Annotated in this window: 10 protein-coding genes and 4 pseudogenes; 6 read left to right on the top strand and 8 right to left on the bottom strand. The window is 68.4% G+C overall.

The features are described from left to right. The first annotated feature begins 171 nt into the window (after positions 1 to 171). The 5 genes from ACFVV1_RS36010 (at position 172) to ACFVV1_RS36030 (ending at position 9,949) form a co-directional block, all read left to right on the top strand. A complete protein-coding gene (locus ACFVV1_RS36010; RefSeq protein ID WP_389998414.1) occupies positions 172 to 6,309 on the top strand; it encodes a DNRLRE domain-containing protein in 6,138 nt (2,045 codons plus the stop codon). A gap of 142 nt (positions 6,310 to 6,451) precedes the next feature. After that, positions 6,452 to 6,673, top strand: a complete 222-nt coding sequence (locus ACFVV1_RS36015; RefSeq protein ID WP_389998417.1) for a hypothetical protein — start codon at positions 6,452 to 6,454, stop codon at positions 6,671 to 6,673. A 2-nt stretch (positions 6,674 to 6,675) separates the two neighbouring features. Next, positions 6,676 to 7,686, top strand: coding sequence for an FKBP-type peptidyl-prolyl cis-trans isomerase (locus ACFVV1_RS36020; protein WP_389998420.1), 1,011 nt, complete (start codon positions 6,676 to 6,678; stop codon positions 7,684 to 7,686). A gap of 1,223 nt (positions 7,687 to 8,909) precedes the next feature. Beyond that, positions 8,910 to 9,047: a hypothetical protein gene (locus ACFVV1_RS36025; RefSeq protein WP_389998423.1), complete on the top strand. Its 138-nt coding sequence runs from the start codon at positions 8,910 to 8,912 to the stop codon at positions 9,045 to 9,047. Positions 9,048 to 9,352: 305 nt separating this feature from the next. Then, the gene (locus ACFVV1_RS36030) at positions 9,353 to 9,949 is read left to right on the top strand and encodes a hypothetical protein (protein ID WP_389998426.1); all 597 of its coding nucleotides are present in this window, start codon (positions 9,353 to 9,355) and stop codon (positions 9,947 to 9,949) included. A 125-nt stretch (positions 9,950 to 10,074) separates the two neighbouring features. Here the strand turns inward: ACFVV1_RS36030 and ACFVV1_RS36035 are convergent, their stop codons facing one another. Together ACFVV1_RS36035 and ACFVV1_RS36040 are read right to left on the bottom strand one after the other, a co-directional pair. Continuing rightward, positions 10,075 to 12,696, bottom strand: coding sequence for a right-handed parallel beta-helix repeat-containing protein (locus tag ACFVV1_RS36035; RefSeq protein ID WP_389998429.1), 2,622 nt, complete (start codon positions 12,694 to 12,696; stop codon positions 10,075 to 10,077). A gap of 155 nt (positions 12,697 to 12,851) precedes the next feature. Beyond that, positions 12,852 to 13,283 (bottom strand): annotated as a pseudogene (locus ACFVV1_RS36040) (disulfide bond formation protein DsbA); the annotation flags it as partial. On the opposite strand from ACFVV1_RS36040, the gene treY reads away from it, so the two are divergent. Then, positions 13,255 to 15,111: a malto-oligosyltrehalose synthase gene (gene treY / locus ACFVV1_RS36045; protein WP_389998432.1), complete on the top strand. Its 1,857-nt coding sequence runs from the start codon at positions 13,255 to 13,257 to the stop codon at positions 15,109 to 15,111. The pseudogene ACFVV1_RS36040 and the gene treY sit on opposite strands and share 29 nt — an antisense overlap. 186 nt (positions 15,112 to 15,297) lie before the next feature. Here treY and ACFVV1_RS36050 read toward each other — a convergent pair whose 3' ends face one another. The 6 genes and pseudogenes from ACFVV1_RS36050 to ACFVV1_RS36075 all read right to left on the bottom strand — a co-directional run. Then, positions 15,298 to 16,416, bottom strand: coding sequence for an IS701 family transposase (locus ACFVV1_RS36050; protein WP_389998540.1), 1,119 nt, complete (start codon positions 16,414 to 16,416; stop codon positions 15,298 to 15,300). A 90-nt stretch (positions 16,417 to 16,506) separates the two neighbouring features. Then, positions 16,507 to 17,504, bottom strand: a pseudogene (locus tag ACFVV1_RS36055) (IS5 family transposase). Between the two features lie 133 nt (positions 17,505 to 17,637). After that, a pseudogene (locus ACFVV1_RS36060) lies at positions 17,638 to 17,913 on the bottom strand (L-serine ammonia-lyase); the annotation flags it as partial. 299 nt (positions 17,914 to 18,212) lie between these two features. Next, a complete protein-coding gene (locus ACFVV1_RS36065; protein WP_389998435.1) occupies positions 18,213 to 19,484 on the bottom strand; it encodes a tyrosine-type recombinase/integrase in 1,272 nt (423 codons plus the stop codon). A gap of 139 nt (positions 19,485 to 19,623) precedes the next feature. Beyond that, positions 19,624 to 19,884 carry a helix-turn-helix transcriptional regulator gene (locus ACFVV1_RS36070; RefSeq protein WP_389998437.1) on the bottom strand — a complete coding sequence of 87 codons (261 nt, stop codon included), beginning with the start codon at positions 19,882 to 19,884 and terminating at the stop codon, positions 19,624 to 19,626. Positions 19,885 to 20,257: 373 nt separating this feature from the next. After that, a pseudogene (locus ACFVV1_RS36075) lies at positions 20,258 to 20,687 on the bottom strand (HAD family hydrolase); the annotation flags it as partial. Between the last annotated feature and the right edge of the window lie 107 nt (positions 20,688 to 20,794).

The following is a 20,794-nucleotide window of genomic DNA, read 5'->3' on the forward strand; positions in this document are numbered from 1 at the left end:
GAGTGTTGGATGAGTCGTGCACGCCCGAAACCATGGTCGAGACCATTCGGATGGCTCGGATCCTCGCCGAACGCGACGCGCACGGCGCGTCCTGTGCGTCGGACAGCGGGGGTCCTCACGCTGGTACTGCTGGCTGAAACGGCCCTGGTGGTTCAGCCAGGGGGTGCGGCCATGGCAATCGCACCCCGGAGCGCTCCGGAGGGAGTCACGGAGTCCGCCGCCGCGACCGGCCCTGCGGAGGCAGCGAATGAGGCCTCCGCCCGGCTGATGGCCCGCCTGCAGGATCGCAAGATCGAAGTCCTTGCGGCGCGGACCGAGGATTCATCGACGTGGGCACTGCCTTCGGGGGCGCTGCAGACGACCAGCTACGCCGGGCCGATCCGGGTCCGGAAGGACGGCGCCTGGAAGGACATCGACACCTCGCTGTCCGATGTCGGTGCCAACCTGCAGCCCAGGGCTGCGGCTGCGGACATCGCGGTCTCCGACGGTGGGGACACCGAGCTGGCCTCGGTGACCAAGGGCGAAGCATCGTTCGGCCTCGGCTGGAAGGACAAGCTCCCCGCGCCCACGGTGAAGGGCGACACCGCCTCATACAATCTGGGCGACGGCCAGACGCTCGAAGTCACGGCGCAGAAGCAGGGCTTCTCCCAGAACGTCATCCTGGACAAGGCGCCGGCCGATCCGGTGTCCTTCCGTATCCCGCTGAACCTGGACGGGCTGAAAATCTCCCAGGCCGCATCGGGCCACCTACTGCTGCGCGGCAGCGACGGCAAGAAGGTGGCCGAGGCACCCGCGCCGATGATGTGGGACTCCTCCAAACACCCCCTTTCCGGCGAGCCCGAGCACCTGGCGAAGGTCGCCACCGAGATCGAAACGGCCGACGACGGGTCACAGACCCTGGTGCTCACCCCGGATCCGGCCTTCCTCGCCGACCCGGCGCTGAAGTGGCCGGTGACGGTGGACCCGACCACGACGCTGGCGGTCACCACCGACACCTGGGTGCAGACCCCGGACTACCCGGACTCGCAGCAGGGCTCGGCGGAGCTCAAGTCGGGTACCTACGACACGGGTGCCAACAAGGCGCGCTCGTACCTGAAGTTCGACGTGGCCAGGTTCAACGGCAAGCACATTCTGGACACCAACCTGGCGCTGTACTCGTACTACTCCTCCACCTGCGCCACCACCGGCGCCGGAACCGAGGTACGGCGCATCACCGCCAATTGGGACTCCGCCGCCCTCACGTGGGGCGCACAGCCGGCCACCACCGCCACCGGTGCGGTGGTCAACAAGGCCGCGCTCGGCTACAGCACCACCTCCTGCCCCGGCGGCACGATGAACTTCGACATCGACGCCATCGTGCAGGCATGGGCCGGCGGCAGCGCCAACTACGGCCTGCGCATCGCGGGCGCGAGCGAGACCGACCCGTACACCTGGCGGCGCTTCCGCTCCGCGAACTACGTCTCCGGGGATCATTCGGCCGAACCGCACCTGACGGTCACCTACAACTCCTACGCCACCACCTCCGCCCTGGCCGCCTCGCCCTCGGTGGTCAACGCCTACAACGGCAAGCGGTACGTCACCTCGCTGACCCCGATGCTCTCAGCGAAGGTCACCGACGCCGACGGCGGCAACGCGCAGGCCCAGTTCGAGGTCACCGCCGACCCGGCCTACGCCGACACCACCTACAGCTACACCGCCTACGGCAACAAGGTGGCCTCCGGCTCCACCTCCACCCTGACAGTGCCGACGGCCAACGCCTTCCCCTCCGGCTCGCACCTGCGGATGCGCGTCCGCGCCTACGACAGCACCGACTACGGGGCCTGGACCGGCTACACGCCCTTCGTGCTGAACACGGGGCTGCCCACCGCGCCGACCGTCTCCTGCCCCGTCTACCCGGCGAACACATGGACCGCCAAGGTGTCCGGCGCGGTCTCCTGCACCCTGGACACCACATCGACCGACGGCCAGGGCTTCAAGTGGGGCCTGGACGACCCGGCCATGGCCAAACGCATCGACGACACCGTCGACGGCACCGGCGGCGACCCGCTGAACATCTCCATCACCCCGGCCGATGGCTGGCACACCCTGTACGCCAAGACCATCGACTCCGGCGGCAACCTGTCATCGGCCACGACCCAGTACAAGTTCGGTGTCGGTGCGGATGGCGCGGCGATGCTCGCCCCGGGGGAAGGCGACCGGCCCGCACGACGCCTCGCCCTGGCCGCGACCGGCAAGCCCACCTACACCGGAGTGACCTACCAGTACCGGCGCGGCGAGACCGACGCCTGGCACACCGTGCCGCTGGCCGACGTCACCAAGAACGCCGACGGCACTCCAGTGATCGCATGGCCGCTGGCCGCGCCGAACGGGGCACCGCCCGCGCTGACCTGGAACGTCACCACCACGCTCGCCGAGGACGGCCCCATCGATGTCCGGGCGGCGTTCACCGACGGCACGTCCACGGGTTACTCCCAGTCGGTCACGGCCACGGTGGACCGGGAGGCCGGTGACGCACCGAGCAGGGAGGTGGGTCCCGGTGAGGTGAACACGCTCACCGGCGACTACACGGTGACGGAGAACGACGTCTCGGCGTTCGGGATCGCGGTTACGCGCACCCTCTCGTCGCGGCGCGCCACCGCCGGCCAGGACCTGGAAGGCCAGGCACCGATCTTCGGTCCCGGCTGGGTGTCCGGCGTCTCGGCCGAGTCGAACGCCTCCGCGTGGCACAGCATCCGCAAGACCTCGGCGACCTCAGTGGAGCTGCTCGACGCCCAGGGCGCCGGGACCGGCTTCACCGCTACCGGTTCGGGCGGCTGGAAGCCCGAACCGGGCGCCGAGCACCTGACGCTCACCGGTGCGCTAACGGGGTCGTTCACCCTGACAGACACCAGCGGGGTGACCACCACCTTCGCCAAGGTGGATCCGGCCGCCACCACCTGGCAAGCGGCCACCTCCTTCCGCGCGACCTCGAACTCCGCGGTGACGATCGTCTCGGAGAAGGTTGTCTCGGGCGGGCAGACCCTTGCCCGGCCGAAGTACATCATCGCGCCGACCTCGGCGGTCTCCGCGAGCACCTGTGCGACCACGCCGTCGGCCAAGGGCTGCCGGCTGCTGGAGTTCCGCTACGCCACCACCACCACCGCGACGGACACCGCCTTCGGCTCGTTCGTTGGGCAAGTGAGCGCCATCCACCAGTGGTCCACCGAGCCCGGAGCCGCCAACGCGACGTCCAAGTGGATGGAGTGGTATCAGTACGACGACACCGGGCATCTGCGCGGCGCTTGGCAACGCGAGATCGCCCCGGCCACCTTCACCGAGTATGGCTATGACAGCGCAGGGCGGCTGACCAAGTTCAGCCCGCCCGGCGAGCTGCCGTGGACCCTCGCCTACGGTAAGGCCGGCAACGCGGCGACGGCCGGCGAGGGCATGCTGCTCAAGGCATCCCGGCCCGGGCTCAAGCAGGGCACGGCCGACGTCACGGAGGGCACGGCCGCGGCCAGCGTCGTCTACGACGTGCCGCTGACCGGCACCGCCGCGCCGTATGCAATGGCGCCCTCGGACGTGGCGGCCTGGGGGCAGACGGACGTGCCCACTGACGCCACCGCGGTCTTCCCCCAGGACGAGGTGCCGGCCTCGCACGACGGCCGGACGCTGGCCAAGAGCGCGTACGTGCGTGCCTCGATCAGCTATGCCAACGCCTCCGGGCGGGAGGTGAACACGGCCGCACCCGGCGGCCACATCAGCGCCACCGAGTACGACTACCGGGGCAACACCGTGCGAGAGCTGACGGCGAGCAACCGGCAGCTGGCGCTGGCCCAGAGCGCACAGAGCCAGGTCACTCTGACACAGCTGGGCATCAGCGACGCCACATCCGCCGAGCGCGCCCAGGCGCTGTCCACCAGCTACCGTTACGACGGTGCGGAGCAGCTGGATGTGGAGTCCTTCGGGCCGCTACGCCTGGCCACCCTCACCAGTACCCTCAAGGCGGGCGCCACCGGCACGGACCTACCAGCCGGCACCGACGTCGCCGCCCGGCAGCACACCGTCACCAGCTACGACGAGGGCCGGCCCACCGACGGCAGCGCCAAGGCCAGCGGCCTGCCGACCACCGTCACCACCGGCGCCCACGTGGCCGGCTACCCGTCCGACGCGGACACCGTCACGACGAAGACCAGCTACGACTGGAGCAAGGGCCTGGCCACCAGCACCATCGAGGACGCCGGCGGCAAGAACATCACCCAAACGACCGCCCACGACGCCCAGGGCCGCGTGGTCAAGAAGTCGCTGCCCAAGTCCAACGGCACTGACGCTGGCACCACCATCACCACCTACTGGTCCGCCACCGGCACCGGCGCCTGCAACGGCCGCCCGGAGTGGGCCGATCTGGTCTGCTCCACGGGGCCGGCCGGCGCGATCACCGGGGGCGGCGCCAATCCCAGCCAACTGCCCACCTCAACCATCGAATACGACTGGTGGGGACAACCGTCCAGGACAACCGAAACCGCGAACGGCGTGACCCGGACCACCACCATCACCACCGATGACCTCGGCCGGGTGGTCAAGACCGGCATCTCGGGAGGCCTGGGCACCACAGCCCCGGACATCACCTACACCTACGACGCGAACAACGGACAGCAGGCAACCCAGACCTCCAACGGCCAGACCATCACGACCAAGTCCGACAAGCTCGGCCGCCAGATCAGCTACAGCGACGGCGTGGGCAACACCACCGTCACGGAGTACGACCTCCTCGACCGGCCGACGAAGATCAACGACTCCGTCCCGTCCGCCATCACCTACACCTACGACAAGACGCAGGAGCCACGCGGCCTCCCCACGTCCATGACCGACTCGGTCGCCGGCACCTTCAGTGCGGCCTACGACGCCGACGGGCGGCTCGCCACCGAGCGGCTCCCCGGCGGCTACACGCTCACGGTCCAGGCCAACAATGTGGGCGAGGCGACCTCCATCGTCTACACCCGCGACTCCGACGGAGCCGTCGTCCTCTCCGACACGGCCGACTACTCGGTGCACGGCCGCATCGTCCACCACACAGGAACCACAGGTGATACCACCGAGCAGTACTTCACCTACGACAAGACCGGCCGGCTGGTCCGCACCGACGACATCTCGGCGGACGAAAGCTGCACCCGCCGGGGCTACGGCTTCGACAACAACACCAACCGCACCGCGCTGACCACATCCGTCAGCGAACCCGGTGCCGGGTGCACCGACACCGGTGCCACCACCGCCACCCACTCCTACGACAGCGCCGACCGGCTCATCGCGTCCGGCATCAGCTACGACGCGTACGGCCGCACCACGGCGCAGGCCGGCGGGGCGACCATCGAGTACTTCGCCAACGACCTGGTCCGCCGGCAGAGCACCGCAGAGACCCGGCAGACTTGGGACCTGGACGCCGCAGGCCGCCTGGCGGCCTGGTCCACGGAGACGAAGAACGCTGACGAGACCTGGACCCAGGCAGGACGCAAGACCAACCACTACGGCTCGTCGAACGACAGTCCTTCCTGGATCGAGGAGGACGGCGGGGAACTTGCCGGCCGACACGTTCCGGGCCTCACCGGCAGCATGGAGGCGATCACCAAGCGCACCGGCGATGCAGTGCTCCAACTCGCCAACATCCACGGCGACGTGGCCGTGCAACTGCCGCTTGATACCGCCAAGAGCCCGGTGGTATTGCGCCAGGACGAGTACGGCAACGTGCTCGCAGACAGTCCATCCACCCGCTATGGCTGGCTGGGCACAGAGCAGCGTTCCAGTGAAACCCTCACCGGGGCCATGCTCATGGGCGTCCGGCTCTACGACCCCACGCTGGGGCGTTTCCTCTCGGCGGACCCCCTTCCCGGCGGCAGCGCGAATGCGTACGACTATTCCGCCGCCGACCCGGTGAACAAGGTCGACCTCGACGGCCGCTGGCACAAGTGGTGGACGGGGTACCGGGACTGGGGCAGGGTCACATGGCATCTCTGGAGCTTCTGGAAGAGCTGCTATTGCAGTTCGTGGGGGTGGCACATCGGCGCCTCCGCGTGGCTGAAGTTCAACCGGACGTACACGCGGCGCATCGCCGGCTATTCGCACTACTTGTACGGCCCGGTGTCCGTGGCGTCCGCCTATATCCCCTATGTCGGATGGATTCTGACGATCCTCATCGCCAGCTACGGCGCGTGGACGCAGGCGATCGCGCAGAGCCAGGTCAACCGGGGCGGGTGTCTGGGCTTCTTCTTCACCAGGAGACTCAGATACGGCTTCTGGACCGGCTGGGCCTATCCATACCGGCGTAGCTGCTAGCCGGGCGTCCCTCTGAAGTCACTCCGCCGTGGCGGGCACCCACTCGGTGCCCGCCACGGCCGGCCAGCCGCCCTGGCAGACGCCCACCCACTGCTGCCAGGGCGGACCACCTGCTCCCACCCGAGAAAGGAAAGAACTTCTCATGCGCGGAATGCCCGCCCCCCTGCTTCAATCCGCCGCCTTGTTCTTCAGCGGCCTGATCACCGCCGTCATATACGTCGTCTTCTGGTCGGGCGGCGGTGACCGCTATCCGGCCTTCCTGGAGGCCACCTCCCTGCTGTGGGGAGCGGCCTGGCTCCGGGCCGTGCTTGAAGCGGCCAGGGCGCACGGGTTGACCCGGCGCGGCAGCGAGGAGCGGGGGTGAACATGCGCCGACCGTCGCTACTCCTTATCGCCGCCGTACTCCTGCTCACGGGCTGCACCAGCCATGACCCGGACGGCAACGGGGCGGTGGACCAGAACCGGCCCCTCCCCGCCCCCGAAGTCTCCGTATCCCGTGCAGCGGTGCCGGCCGCTGTGACCGAGGACGCCGTGCTGCCGGAGGTATCCGGGGCCTTCGGTCGTCCGGCGGCCATCAAAGTCCCCAAGGCCAAGCCTTCCGGCAAGTTCGTCGTCACGGACCTCAGCCGGGGCAACGGGCCCGGCGCCCGCAGCGGCGACGTGGTGGTGGCCGACTACACGGCCCGTACATGGCAGGGCCGAGAGCTGCCGAGCACCTACACGGAGGGCACCCCCAAGGTCTTCTCCGTCGGCCACGGGGCGGTGATCCCGGCGCTGGAGCGGGCTGTCGCGGGCAAGCCGGCCGGCAGCCGCGTGCTGGTCGTCGCGCCCCCGTCGGCCGCCTACGGCCCGTCCGGCAATACCGCGCTGAAGGTGTCGGGGACGGACACCGTCGTGTTCGTCGTCGACATCGCCAAGGTCATCGGTGCTAAGTCGATGGTCAGCGGGAGCGCCGACGCCGCGGCGGACGGCCTGCCCCGGGTTCGGCTGAGCGGGCCGGAGCACCTGATCTCGGTGCCCGACACCACACCGCCGAAGCGAGTGAGCACGACGGCGCTGGTCGATGGCCGCGGGGCCCGGATCACGGCTGGCCGGACCGTAGTCGTTCAGTACTCGGCTGCGGCGTGGGACAGCAACCGGGGGGACGACGAGGCGAAGCTATTCGCCTCGTCGTGGGCAAAGCGCACACCGATGTCCGTTGTCATCGGCCGCGGCAATGTCATCGAAGGATGGGACAAGACACTGGTGGGCACCCGCGTGGGCAGCAGGCTGCTGGTGGTTGTCCCGCCCGGCCTCGGCTACGGCGCGCAGGCCCAGAAGAATCTCCCGGCCAACTCCACCTTAGTCCTCGTGTTCGATGTGCTGGCGGCCGTGTGAACGGTTGAGTGGGGCGGGGCCGGCCGCTCAACCGTAGCCTGGTCGAGTGCCCGGCTGCGGGCGCGGTTGCCCTCGCAGCAGGGTCGGCGCGAAAATCGAGTAGGAGGGCCGGGTCGCCCGGCCCTCCTCTCACACCTGCAGCTCGCGGACCTCGTGGCGGCCGCCACCACTGCCCTCATCGCGGGCGCCCCCGCAGCCGATCGCCACAAGGACCTCATCTACAAGCTGCTTGTCAGGAACTACCGCGACTACGCGGGCGGGGCAGGTCTGAAGCGCCGCGTACAACTCGAGGGCGCTGATGAACCTTGTCTACTGGGTGTTCGGTGAAGACGCGTATGTCCTCCCTGACACGGCCGGCTCTGTGGGCGAGGTGCTACCCCCACAGCGGATGGATCTACGCGAGTAGCAGCGGTCTCGATGACCCGAACGCCGCCGGAACACAGCAGTGAGCTGCCTGCTCCGTGCCCAACAGTCATGGGCCCAGCGTTCCACCCGAAGGACAGCACCGGAGTGCCGCCGACGTCCGTCCCGGCTCCGGCCGCCGGGCGACGGCGGGGCGGCGCGGAGTGCCTGTGGGTCGCGCAACAGGTGGGTGCAACCCCTGTCGCTGCCTCGTGCTCCTGCTCGGTGACCCCTGCAGTACGCCACACAGCGTCCGCTGTCTTGAGGTTCCGAGGGCGTCAGCCGTGCCCCCGCCGCAGTCCGCGTGCCCACGCCGCGCCACGCGGTCGAGCCGGCCGTAGGCGCCCGCGGCAAGCAGCTGGCGTCCCACCGCGGCACCAGAGGGCGGTCAGCTGAGCCACCGTCATGACGCTACGGTCAGCACGGCGGCGCGTGACACCGGCCTCGCGCGGGCCGCGGTGAGGTGAGCAGCTGCGCTCGGCACGTCTCCGGGCCCAGCTGAAAGGGTGGTCGCGCGGCCGTCCGCGCTGAGCCGTGGCTGGTTCCCGGCGACGGGTCAGCCTGCTCCCTTCGTCGGTGCGAGATCGATCTCACCGGCCTCGACGAGGGCTCCGCGCAAGTGTTCCGCCTGGGCGGGCGGGTCGCCCGGCCCGTCAGTTTCACCGCAGTCGCCCGCAAAGCAGCGGTGAGCACCGACTTCCTCTACAAGCATCCAGAACTCCGCACCCTGATCGAACAGCACCGCACGAAGAACGGCCCGAGTCCCCGGCGCACCTGCCCCCGAAACTGGGTCTTCATCGACGTCAGCCACCGTACGGGCGTTGAGCGCCCGCCTTGCTCAGCAACAACAAGCCCACGACCAGGAGGTCACTCTGCTTCGAAAGGCCCTGGAGGTCGCCCAGGGCGAAAACCTCGCGCTGCGCCGTCGTCTTGCCCAGTACGAGGCCGATCGACTGTAGCGAGGACGTTGAAGGGTGCGTGTCGACGGCTCTGGTGGTTCTGCTTCCCCGCGATCCGGGCCTGACGCCGGCGTGGCGGGCCGTGAACGCACCCCACCTCGTCGCCCTCGTCCGCTCCGGAGCCCGCTTTGAACGCGGACACCTCGTCGAACGCCCCGAAGGCAACGCAGCATGAACAACTCAACTGAGCGACGGGCAGGAAAATTGTTCGCCGGAGCCTGCATACCTGCCGGACAATGCCCAGGTGCCGAACAGGTACGGGCATGTCATGGAAAGATCCAGTTCGAGGACAAGGGGTGGAGTGTATGGGGCTTGACTACAGCTACAAGATCTTTGTGCCTGCGCATAACGTCGCCAGGGCGCTGATCGAGCTCACCAAGCTGGCGCCGCCGGCCCGCCGAGTGACGCCGCTTACGGTCACCATGCCCGGTGGTGCCCGGATCGACGTCCCGTTCACTTCCAACTTCAAAAGCGAGCCGCTGGATTGCTCCACAAGTGACAGGCTTGAACTCGACACCTCAATCATGTTCGGCGTCGACGACGCGGTGCGTCAGTTCTGCGGGGACCGTGACTCCGAACCCGACGAGTCCGGGCGAGTTGCGATTGGGTACGTCTACCTCACGGTGCGGTTCGCGCCCGTGCCACACCCTCGCTTCGCGTCGCTGGAGTTCACCGCAGCCACGTCGGGGATGAGCCGGCTGTTCGAGCGATCCGCAAGCATCAGAGCCGTGTTCACCGGCCTCACCGCCGCCAGCGGCGGAGTGTGCTGTCTACTCGACACCGAGTGCGACACCTTCCAAATATGCTGGCTGAACGGTGAGTCGATCCAAGACGCGGTTCCTGGCCCTCGCTTCGCCAACTACATTGATCTTGTGGCAGTTTGGCCTGGCCAGGACCGGTGAGGAAGTATCACACCAGAGGTCTTGACTATTACGCCCAGGACGTGCCTGCCGCGCCTGGCGGCACTCACCGCCTGACCGGCCCGAAGTGGGCGCCGCGGGATGCCCGGCGCCCACTCGGAGTCCGTCTAACCGGCCTTGGTCGTCGCCGTGACCGTGGCTGCCGGACCGGCCCCCGCTGCGGTGACAGCGGCAACCGTGACGGTGTAGCCGGTACTGGGGGTCAGCCCGCCGATCACCCGGAACATGCCCTTGCCCGAGGGCTGGCCGACCAGGGCGTCCCGCCCGGTGACCTCGATGGTCCGGCCGTCGGAGAGCGTCAGCCGGTAGCCGATCACCTTGGCGTCACCCATCTTCACGGGCGGGGTCCACGCCACGGTCGCGGCGTGGGCCGCGGTGCGCAACTTCGGCCCGGTGGGGGCGTCGGCCGGCACCGTGGCCGCCGTAGGCAGGAGCGGAGCGGAGGCGAGGGACGGGGCACTCGCGCCCTGCGCGTTGGCGGCGGTGACGATGACGGTGAAAGGTCCGCCGTCCTCGGGGAGTCCGCCGATCCGGATGTAGGCCAGCCGCTTGTAGTCGGCGGCCGATGCGGTCGACGCAGCCACCTCCGTCCCATCCAGGCGCAGGGTATGCGCGGTGTAACTGAGAACCGCTGAACCACCCTCTACGAAGCTGGGGTTGAAGGTGGCGTACAGGGCGCCGGCCCCCGCCGTGCTGGTACCGACCCGTGACGGCGCCTCGGGTACGGAGAGCGCCCCGGTCCTGCGCGTGAGAATCCCCCGGTACGCGGGCTCCACCCCGGCGTTGTCGACAATCGCGGCGGGCACGTCGGCGAGGGAGGTCATGATGCGGTTGCCGGTGGTCATCAGCCCCTTGTTGTCGCCGTCGCTCGTGCCCTCCTCCCACCAGTTGTCCTTGATGAGCGTCGGGTCGTTGTTGCCGAGCGCGTCGCGGTAGTCGGTGTGGCGACTGGCGACATTGGCGTACGAGGCTCCGTACAGCACATTGCCCTCGACGGTCTCGTAGGTGCAGCCGTTGTCGGTGTAGACGCTCTTGCCCAGGCCCCACTGGTCGTGGATGACATTGCCGGTGACCTTCTCACCGTCGGCGAGCGATGTGCCGGTCATGCCCTGGGTGTAGATGCCACCACCATCGTCGAACATCTGCATGTAGTCGAAGATGAGGTTGTCGCTCACGACGTTGTCATGGCTGGGGTTGGGCGTCGCCGGTGAGCCGATCTTGTCGGGCCAGCCTCCCCAGCCCATGGATATCGCGCTGTAACCGAGATGGTCGAGCTGGTTGTGCGCGATGGTGTTGTGCTGGGTGTAGCCGTTGAGGATGCCGACCGCTCCGTGATACTCACGGGGCAGTCCATAGAGATGATTGTTCGTCACTTCCACGCCACTGGCGGCAGTTTGACCGTCCACACCGCCGATCTCCAGACCGTTGCCCGAGATGTCGGTGAAGATGCTGCCACTGACCCGGGTGTCGGCCGTACCGGCCCCGAGTTCGAGTCCGGCTGCGCCCAGATGCGTGAACACGCTGTCGCTGAATTCGATGCGCTTGCCGTACGTGAAGGAGACATTGCCCGGCATCTTGGTCCAGGAGGCGAACGGGCAGGTGCCGCCTTCGACGAACCCGCACAATCCTTGAGTGGCCCAGCCGGTGGGTCCGGTAATGGTGTAGCCGGCCTGGATCTCGGAGAAGCCCTCGGGCCGCGACGGGGTCAGCCAGGTCGCATAGCTGAACTGCAGCCCGCGGAAGACGACATCGTGGACGGGCGCCGCGGCGGTGCCACGGCCGTCGAGGAGTTTCTCGGCCGAGGCCGCCTCGACGTCCGCACGGCGCAGGTCCTCGCCCTTGCGTGGCAGGTAGTAGACGGTGCGGGCCGAGCGGTCGAGGTACCACTCGCCCGGCTGGTCCAGGAGCTCATAGGCGTTCTCGATGTACGAAGCCTTGCCGCCGTTGGTGAGATGGCCGGGGCCGACCATGGAGACGGTGCGGCCCGGAATGTCGGGAAACTCCACACGCTTGTTGGAGTTGTCCCAGCACGGCTGGACCATGGTGAGGGTGGTGCCCTCGGCCTCGGCGATCCGGCAGCGCGGTTCGGTCCACTGGCCGAGGCCGTTGCGTTCGACGTTCCAGAGCTCCTCGCCGCTCGAGTAGACGAATTCGGCGTCGGACGGATGGCGCCAGTGCGCGAGGGTGTCCGCGGTTGTGGTGTACCCGGTGGGTGTGACCGTCAGCCCGACGGGCACTTCGCCGCGCGCGCGCTGGGCGCGCACTCCGTCGACGTACAACTGCCGGGTTTCGGTGAGACCTTGGGGCGCAGGGGCCGAGTAGAGCCCGGGACGCCCATGGACCGGCTTCCAGCCTTCGACCTTGCGGCCGCCACTGATGACCGTGGATCCGGTCCCCTGCCAGATGATCCTGTGGCCGTCGCGGCCGGAGTCCCGGGCGTCGAGGACGAGCGGCTTCTCCGTCCGGTACGTACCGGAGGCGAGGTGGACGGTGAGGTCGCCGTCTGCATGCGCGGCCCTCGCGCGCGCCAGATCACGTGCGCGCTGAAGGGTCTTGACGGGGTGTCGGGCGATGCCCTGCGCGTGGTCGTCACCCGTGGGGGACACATACACATCTGCCAAGTGCGCGTCGGCCGAGTCGGCTCCGGCCGCGGTCAAGCTGCCGGGAACGCCGAGCGCCAGGACCGCGGAGAGAGCCGCGACAAGCGCGGCTCGTCGGGGTACGAGCATCTTTCCTCCTTGGGATCAGTCTCGTCAGGCACGAGAAAGGTAGGAGGATTGACGTGGATCGGTCAACGCTTGTTGCAGGATTCCCGCCCTGCGCCCTCACTTTCATAGGAATCATCGGATCAATGGCTATACGTGCCCGGTACAGAAGGTCGCAGTCAGCCGAAGTCGAGGCTGCCCGTGCGGGTCCGCTTGAGTTCGAAGAGGTCCGGATTCGCGGCAAGTACCCGGAAGCTGTCGAAGACCCGCGCCGCCTCCTCGCCACGCGGTACGGCCCGCAGGACCGGCCCGAACCAGACCGAGCCGTCGACATGGATCGTGGGCGTACCGACGTAGGCGTCCGCCGCCGGATCCTTGCCGGCGTCGTGGCTGCGCCGCAGTGCCTCGTCGTACGTCTCACAGTGCGCGGCGGCACCCAGCGCGGCGGGCAGACCGAGCTCCGCGAGGGATTCGGCGATCACTTCGTCGAAGTCCTCGTTCTTCTGCTGGTGGATGCGGCTGCCCATCGCGGTGTAGAGATCGCGGAGCACAGCATCACCGCGGTCGGCGGCCGCCGCGACCGTGACCCGCACCGGACCGATCGACTTGTCGCTGAACTACCGTCGGTTCTTCACCATCTCCGACCTCATCGGAGTGCGGGTGGAGGATCCCGAGGTCTTCGCCGCCACCCACGGCAAGATCCTCGAACTGGTCCGGGACGGGGTCGTCGACGGTCTGCGCATCGACCACCCCGACGGGCTCGCCGATCCCGCGGCCTACCTGGAGCGGCTCTCGGCGGCGACCGGCGGGCGGTGGACGGTGGTGGAGAAGATCCTCACGGGTGCCGAACCGCTGCCCCCGGACTGGGCGGTCGCCGGGACGACCGGGTACGACGCGCTGCACCGGATCGACGGCCTCTTCGTCGATCCGATGGGCGCGGCGGAGCTGATCGGCCGCTACCGGGAGTACTCGGGACCGGCCGGGGACCGCGGCGGTCACTGGCCGGCGACCGTGCGGCGGGCCGCGTACCGGGTGGTGACCCATGAACTGGCCGCCGAAACCGCGCTGCTGACCCGGCTCGCCGTACGCCTCTGCGCCGAGGACCCCGCGCTGCGGGACCACGCCCCGTGGGCGCTGCACACCGCCGTGCACGAACTGCTCGTACGCGTACCCGTCTACCGCCCCTACGTGACGGCCGGCGGCCCCTGCACGGAGACGGCCCGGGCGACGCTCCCGGACGGGGTCGTGACGGACGCGAAGGCGGCGTTCTCCGTTCCCGAGGAGGCGTCGGCCGTCGATGTGGTGCGGGAGCTGGCGCTGGGGCGGCTGGGCGAGGGGCCCGACCGGGCCGCCTTCTGCGCCCGGTTCGCCCAGACCGCTTCGGCGCTCCGCGCGAAGTCGGTCGAGGACACGGCGTTCTACCGGTACGTGCCGCTGATCTCGGCGAACGAGGTGGGCGGCGATCCCGGGCATCCGGCGGTGACGCCGGAGGAGTTCCACGCGTTCTGCGCCCGGCTGGCGCGCGACTGGCCGACCACGGGCACGGCGCTGACCACCCACGACACCAAGCGGAGCGCCGATGTACGGGCCCGGCTCGCGGTGCTGACGGAGTGCCCGGAGCAGTGGTCCTGGCTGCTGGTGGAACTGGGCCGGGTGACTCCCGCGGCCGCGCCCGACGCACAACTGGCCTGGCAGGCCTGGCAGACGGCGTACGGCTGCGCGAAGCTGCCGGCCCGCGAGATGGCGGGGCGGCTGGAGCCCGCACTGCTGAAGGCGGTCCGTGAGGCCGGGCTCTTCACCAGTTGGACGGAGCCGGATCCGGCGTACGAGCGGGCGGTGACGGACTTCGTGGCGGCGGGGCCGGCCGCGGGCGACGGTCCGGTGCGGGAGGCGCTGGAGCGGTTCGCGGGCACGCTCGACCCGTACGTACGGGCCAATGTGCTCGGCGCGGCGCTGGTGCAGCTGACGATGCCGGGTGTGCCGGACCTGTATCAGGGCACGGAACGGGAGTACGTGGCGCTGGTCGACCCGGACAACCGGCGGCCGTTCCGCCACCCGCCCGAGGGCGGGCCGTCCGGCGAGAAGGGCGCGCTCACGGCGGTCGCGTTGCGGCTGCGGCGCGAACGGCCGGAGCTGTTCGGCGAGTCGGGAACGTACACCCCGCTGAGCGCGCAGGGTCCGGCGGCCGCGCACTGTCTGGCCTTCTGCCGTTCGGGCGAGGTGGTCACGGCGGTGACCAGGCTGTCGTTGCGGCTGGCGGAGTCGGGCGGCTGGCGCGGGACGGAGCTGACGCTGCCGGACGACGGGCCGTGGACCGATCTGCTGGCAGCGGGCCGGAAGTTCACCGGGGCCACGGTCGCGGCGGTCGACCTGTTCGCCGAACGGCCGGTGGCGCTGCTCAGCCGGGTGGGACGAGAAGGGCCCGCGGGCCGCGGGTGAGCAGCCCGGTGCCGGCCGGGCGGAAGCCGTCCGCCCGGCGTTAGTACTGCAACTGCATCTGGAGGTTGTGGCCTCGGCGTTTGTAGTGGGATCTGCGGGCTCGGGCTTGGCTTCGTCGTCGGTAGCGTGACCAGTGCAGACGGTGGTCGTTGCTGTGGCAGTGGCGCGTGACGAGGGCGTGGCCCATCAACCGGCGGATCTCCGGGACGCTGAGGGGTATGAGGTCTTGCTCGTCGTCTCCGGTGCCCCTTTTATGGCTTCTGCGGCGCGGACTGCGGTCAGGTAGGCGTGCGCGGCCATGGCCAGGGTGATGTGGCGATACCAGGCCCGGTAGAGGCGGACCTGGTAGTGGTCCAGGCCGCACTCGCCCTTCGCGCTCTGGAAGCACTCCTCGACCGCCCACCGTGCGGCAGCCACCCTGACCAGGTCTTTCAGGCGCGAGGTGACCGGTCCGAAGCAGACGTAGTAGGCGATCTCGCTCGGGTTATCGACGGAGCGTCGGGCCAGGACCCAGTGCCCGAAGCCGTTCTCCCAGGCGTACCGGATCGGGACGCGGGCCCAGTCGTAGATCCGCTCGCCGTGGGCGCCGGCACCGCCCGACAGGCGCTTCCACCGCTGGTGGGGCTGCAACGCGACGAGGGCGTCGACACGGGACTCCCCGCCCTGGGCGCTGATCACGGTGTCGTTGACCTTGGTGGCCAGGACGTAGGCGACGCCGCGTTCCTCCAGCCAGATCCGTGTGTGCTTGACCTGCCCGTACGCCTCGTCCGCGGTGACCCACGCGAACGGGATGCCGGCATCGATGGCGCGCTGCAGCATCCAGCGGAAGTGTTCGTTCTTGGTCGCGAAGGCGCTCTCGTCACCGATCCCGGCGGCGCGGCAGCGGTCCCGGTCCTCGGTCCAGGAGGCCGGGATGTAGAGCTCGCGGTCGATCAAGGCCCGGCCCTTGGGGGAGGCATAGGCCAGGAAGGTGCCGATCTGGCAGTTCTCCGTGCGTCCGGCGGTTCCGCTGTATTGCCGCTGGACGCCGGCGGACTTGGTGCCCTTCTTCAGGAAGCCGGTGTCATCCCCGATCAGGACGGCGTTCTCGTCCCATTCGGAGTGGTTCAGCAGGCGCTGGACGCCGTCCGGCCGGAGCTGGCCGACCTGCTCGGCCATGGTCCAGGCATTCTTCTTCTCCAACGGGGCGAGCAGGCCGGTCAGATAGTCCAGAACCCGCTCCCGGGGCTCCGACCTGCCGAAATGACGGGCGAAGCGGGCATGGAACCCGGCTATCCCCTCGGACCACGACTCGACCTGCTCCATCGTCAACGCATCAGCACACAGTCACATCAACGACAGCGATCAAGACCCGTCACGCCAGATGCGGTTGCAGTAGCCTGTTCCGGGTTGAGATCAGCCGGTGGGGCGGAGGCTGCGGATCCAGATGAGGGAGCCACGTAGGTGGAGCCCTGCGAGGTAGCTGGCGGAGGTCTTGTCGAAGCGGGTGGCGAGGCCGCGCCAGTCCTTGATCTTGTTGATGCAACGCTCCACGCTGTTGCGTTCCTTGTAAAGATCGGCGTCGCGGCTGACGGGCCGTCCGCCCCGGCGTCCCTTCTTCTTGCGGTTCGCGGCCTGGTCCTTTTTCTCCGGGATGACGGCCTTGATGTTGCGTTTACGCAGGTGGGCGCGGTTGGCGCGGGAAGAATATGCTTTGTCGCCGGCGACGGCGTCCGGGCGGGTGCGGGGGCGGCCGACCGGGCCGCGGACCTTGATGCCGGCCAGGACGGCGGTGAACTGGGGGCTGTCGGCGGACTGTCCCGGGGTGAGGACAAAGGACAGCGGACGGCAGCGCCGGTCGGCGGAGAGGTGAACCTTTCCGGTCAGCCCGCCACGCGACCGGCCCAGCAGGGCCGCTTTCAGCCGGGCCCGTCGTCGCCGGCGCACTCGCCGACGCTCTTCACGTTCCGGGCTGACGGGTTCGGCGCCCGCCCCCGTATGCCCTTTTCCTCCCTTGCGCGTGCCCCCTTTTCCTCCTCGGCCGCCTTCTCCAGCGCGGTGAGGACCTCGGCGTCCACGACCATGCCGGCGGCGTCGTGGTGGGCCCGGGCCACAGTGGAGTCCACGCTGACCAGGCTGAGGTCGACCTGTCCGCGCGCGGCGGCCTCGGAGATCACGCCGTCCATCAGGGCTTCGAAGACGCCCAGGTCACGCCACTGCAGGAACCGGTGGTAGACCGTCGTCCAGGCGCCGTGATCGTCGGGCATGTCCCGCCACGGGCTGCCGGTGCGGAACCGCCACACCACCCCTTCGAACTGCTCCCGCAGCCGCTTCGGCTACGGGCCGAACTCGCCTATCGGCAGGAACGGCTCGATCAACGCCCACTCGTCATCCGTCACTTCAGACCGCGTCACACCAGCCTTCTACCAGCACGGAAGGTGACACGGGGCAGAAAACCGAAAATCAAGATCTCAACCCAGAACACGCCCTAGTACTGCAACCGCATCTGGCGTGACGGGTCTTGATCGCTGTCGTTGATGTGACTGTGTGCTGATGCGTTGACGATGGAGCAGGTCGAGCGATGCTGTTGGCAGGATGGTGACGACACCGCCGCCCGCCGCGTTTTCCTCGTTGCCGGCCATGGGTAGAGCGTGACTCACTCCACGGCGTGCGCGGCCGGGTCGCCCTCGGCGCACAGCTGGCGGGCGGCGACGGCGAAGCGGCGGCGGACCTTCAGGCCGCCCGGTAGGATGCCTCCCATGCCACGCCTCGGGAGGCACAGGCAGGAGCCTGGATCGGTTCAAGAGTGCCGGGTCGGTCCTCGGTCGGCTCGTGCCCAACCCCCGTGAGCAACCTGCGTCTGGGACATCCTGGGGACTTTTCGGGGACTTTCCGCCGCGTAAGCAGGGAAGGACCTGACAGCGCTGAAAGATACAAAAGCGCTGGTCAGAGCCTACATCATCAGCACTCGATGATGTTCACCGCCAGCCCGCCCCGAGCCGTCTCCTTGTACTCCGCGTACAACTGGTCGGCGCTGCGTGTAGCCCTGTGACCTGCGGTTTCGTTGGTTGTGCGGCGGCTTTACCAGCGCCAGGGACTTCTCGGGGACTTTCGATCCTGCATCACACGAGCCATGTATCCATCGCCGCCAGCCCGCGCTTGCCTGCGCCCGGCATGAAGTGAGCGTAGTAGTCGAGCGTGACCTTCGGGGAGGAATGCCCCAGCCAGGTCGCCACGCTCACGATGGACTCGCCGGCCTCCAACTGCACGCTCGCGAAGGTGTGGCGCAGGACGTGGAACATGTCAGGCCGCGAGCGCTCGTAGATGGGGTGGTGGCGAACGCGCGCACCGTAACTCTCCGTTTTCGTGCCGACCTGACGGAGTATCCCTGCGGCTACGAGCGCGGGCTTCCAGCTGCGCTCGTTCCAGGTTCCGGGGTTGATCCGAAGCCCGTGGGAGGTGCTCAGCGCAAGCCGCACGGTGATCGGCTTGCGTTGGCGCTCCTCCAGCTCGGTCATCGGCTTCTCAGGGTTCCGCCACGGCAGGGTGCACTCGACCGGAGGAAAGTGCTGGAAGTGGAGCCGAACGCGGCGGGCAAGGTTCGGCGGCAGGGGAACATCACGGGTCTTGCGGCCCTTGGGTAGGCAGAAGTAGGGCCTTCCTTTCGCGTCCCAGCGGAGCTGGCGCCGTATGTGGACCACATCCGCCCCAAAGTCGAAGTCCTCTTCTGCGAGGCCGAGTGCCTCGCCTTGACGAACTCCGAGTGCGAGCCCGAGGTCCACGGCGATCCGGTACCGCTCCTGTAGTCCGTCCCGCACCGCGTCGACTGTGGTTCGAGACCACGCCTTCGCCTTCGTGGCGACCGGCTTGGGCCGTTTGATCGATCGGTGGACAGCGACGGGGCTCTTCAGTAGGCGCTTGTCATCAACCGCGGCATTCAGGATGGTGGTGAGGTGTATCCATATGATCTCGGCGGAAGACTCCTCGACTCGAGAGAGCAAGTCGGCCTTGAACCGGCGGAGGGCCGAGGCGTCGATCTCGCGCAGAGGATACGAGCCGAGCAGGGGAATCAGATGGTTCCAGATCCGGCTCCGCATGGTACCCGCAGTTGACGGCTCATCCGTTCGACTGGGCCACCAGTGGTCGGCGATGTAATCGGCGAGCAAGATGGCCCCATTCCGCGGGTCGACGAAGTCGCCCCTGCTGGAGTCCGTCTGGGCCTCAGCGAGCCAGCGCTTGGCGTCTTCGCTCGTGTCGAAGGACCTGTCCTGGATACCAGGAATGCCCTTGACGCGGTACCGCTTCCCCTTCCCCCAGATGGAAGTACGCTCGCGCTTGCCGGTCGTCTTGTCCGGCCTCTTCTTGAGCCAACGATCCTCGATGTAGCCCGCCATGGGGGCCTCCTGCCTGTGCGAATGATGCGTTCCGAGTGCTTGACGGTGTTGGGAACGCTTCTTCGCGACAGGTCATATCCCGCTGTGGCAGTTGGAATTGATGTCGGGTTGGTGTCGATGCTCTGTGCTGCTGTGGACGTCACGATGTGCGACGCAGCGGCTTGCGGTTCAGTGGATTCAAAGCAGGATTCGATCGAGAGTCCGCCCTTTCTTGCCGGTCCACCCACTCGTCAAGCGCGGAGATCCTGTACATCACGCGTCGGCCCATCTGGAAGCTGGGCGGCCCCTGTCGGCGATGACGCCATACGTAAAGGGTGTTGGGAGAGATGCCGAGATAGACCGCTGCCTTGTGCAACGTGAGGAATGCCATTTCGGGCATGCGGGTCTTGCTCTCGTCCATGGTGCGCTCCTGCCTGTCGAATCGACCGACTGCAAGAGTCCCTGACGAGTCACGGTTTGGGCGTACCGTGCCTTTGTGGTAAGCGGGGGTCTCATATTTCTAGTTCGATGCCGTTCACATGCTTTGCCCAGGCGTCGAGCAAAGTCCCGTCCAGTATCGTTGCGCCTGGACCCTGGCGAACTCAGCCGTTTTTCGTGCCTTGGATCGCCGCCGGCCGCTCGGCCACGGACGAGACCGGTGGGCCGTTCCACCTGTGCACCGACGATGTACTCGCTGAAATGGCAGAGCACGCCGGACTCGGATCCCAGCCCCGAAGTTGCGTGCGAGCGCGGTAGTGAGACCAACTACCGGCCCTACGACTGGTCGGCGACCATCAGCGCGCTCGCTCGTTGAACCGCTTGATCAGTGGGGATAGCTCCAGGAGGTTCTTCACCCGGAAGGTGGACAGTTGTTCGGCCTCCTGGGTGTGCCGCTGGATAACGGCCCAGGGGCCGCGCCGGATCAGCGCGGTGTGCATTCCCGCCGCGGCGCCGGGGCGCAGGTCGTTGTCGACGCAGTCGCCGAAGTAGAGGATCTTGTCGGGCTCGGCCGGCACAGCGGCGGCCACCCGGCGGGGAAGAAGGTGGGGTCGGGTTTGGAGGCCCTCCAGCCGTCAGAGGTGCCGATCAGGTCGACGTTCGGGCGAAGAGTCCGCGCAGGATCTTCCCCGAGCGCACGGTCTGGTTCCCGGCGATGCCCAGCCACGGCCCGTCCGCGCGCAGGGCGGCGAGGCTGTCGCGGACGTCGGGGTACAGGTCGCTCTGTATTGATCTGCATGGCCAGTCCGCGCCCGGTCCGTCCATGGCCGCCGGAACGAACTGGGCTCAGGACGACATGCGGCATGGAGCCAAGTCCGTTCCTGTGACTGAGA

This window comes from Streptomyces sp. NPDC058092 (assembly GCF_042884935.1).
Taxonomy (GTDB): domain Bacteria; phylum Actinomycetota; class Actinomycetes; order Streptomycetales; family Streptomycetaceae; genus Streptomyces.

What these genes read in the sequence shown, in the direction of transcription:
- ACFVV1_RS36065 (WP_389998435.1), bottom strand. Translation starts at nt 19,484, where the DNA reads ATGGCGGGCTACATCGAGGATCGTTGGCTCAAGAAGAGGCCGGACAAG.
- ACFVV1_RS36020 (WP_389998420.1), top strand. Translation starts at nt 6,676, where the DNA reads ATGCGCCGACCGTCGCTACTCCTTATCGCCGCCGTACTCCTGCTCACG.
- ACFVV1_RS36070 (WP_389998437.1), bottom strand. Translation starts at nt 19,884, where the DNA reads ATGGACGAGAGCAAGACCCGCATGCCCGAAATGGCATTCCTCACGTTG.
- ACFVV1_RS36035 (WP_389998429.1), bottom strand. Translation starts at nt 12,696, where the DNA reads ATGCTCGTACCCCGACGAGCCGCGCTTGTCGCGGCTCTCTCCGCGGTC.
- ACFVV1_RS36050 (WP_389998540.1), bottom strand. Translation starts at nt 16,416, where the DNA reads ATGGAGCAGGTCGAGTCGTGGTCCGAGGGGATAGCCGGGTTCCATGCC.
- ACFVV1_RS36030 (WP_389998426.1), top strand. Translation starts at nt 9,353, where the DNA reads ATGGGGCTTGACTACAGCTACAAGATCTTTGTGCCTGCGCATAACGTC.
- ACFVV1_RS36015 (WP_389998417.1), top strand. Translation starts at nt 6,452, where the DNA reads ATGCGCGGAATGCCCGCCCCCCTGCTTCAATCCGCCGCCTTGTTCTTC.
- ACFVV1_RS36010 (WP_389998414.1), top strand. Translation starts at nt 172, where the DNA reads ATGGCAATCGCACCCCGGAGCGCTCCGGAGGGAGTCACGGAGTCCGCC.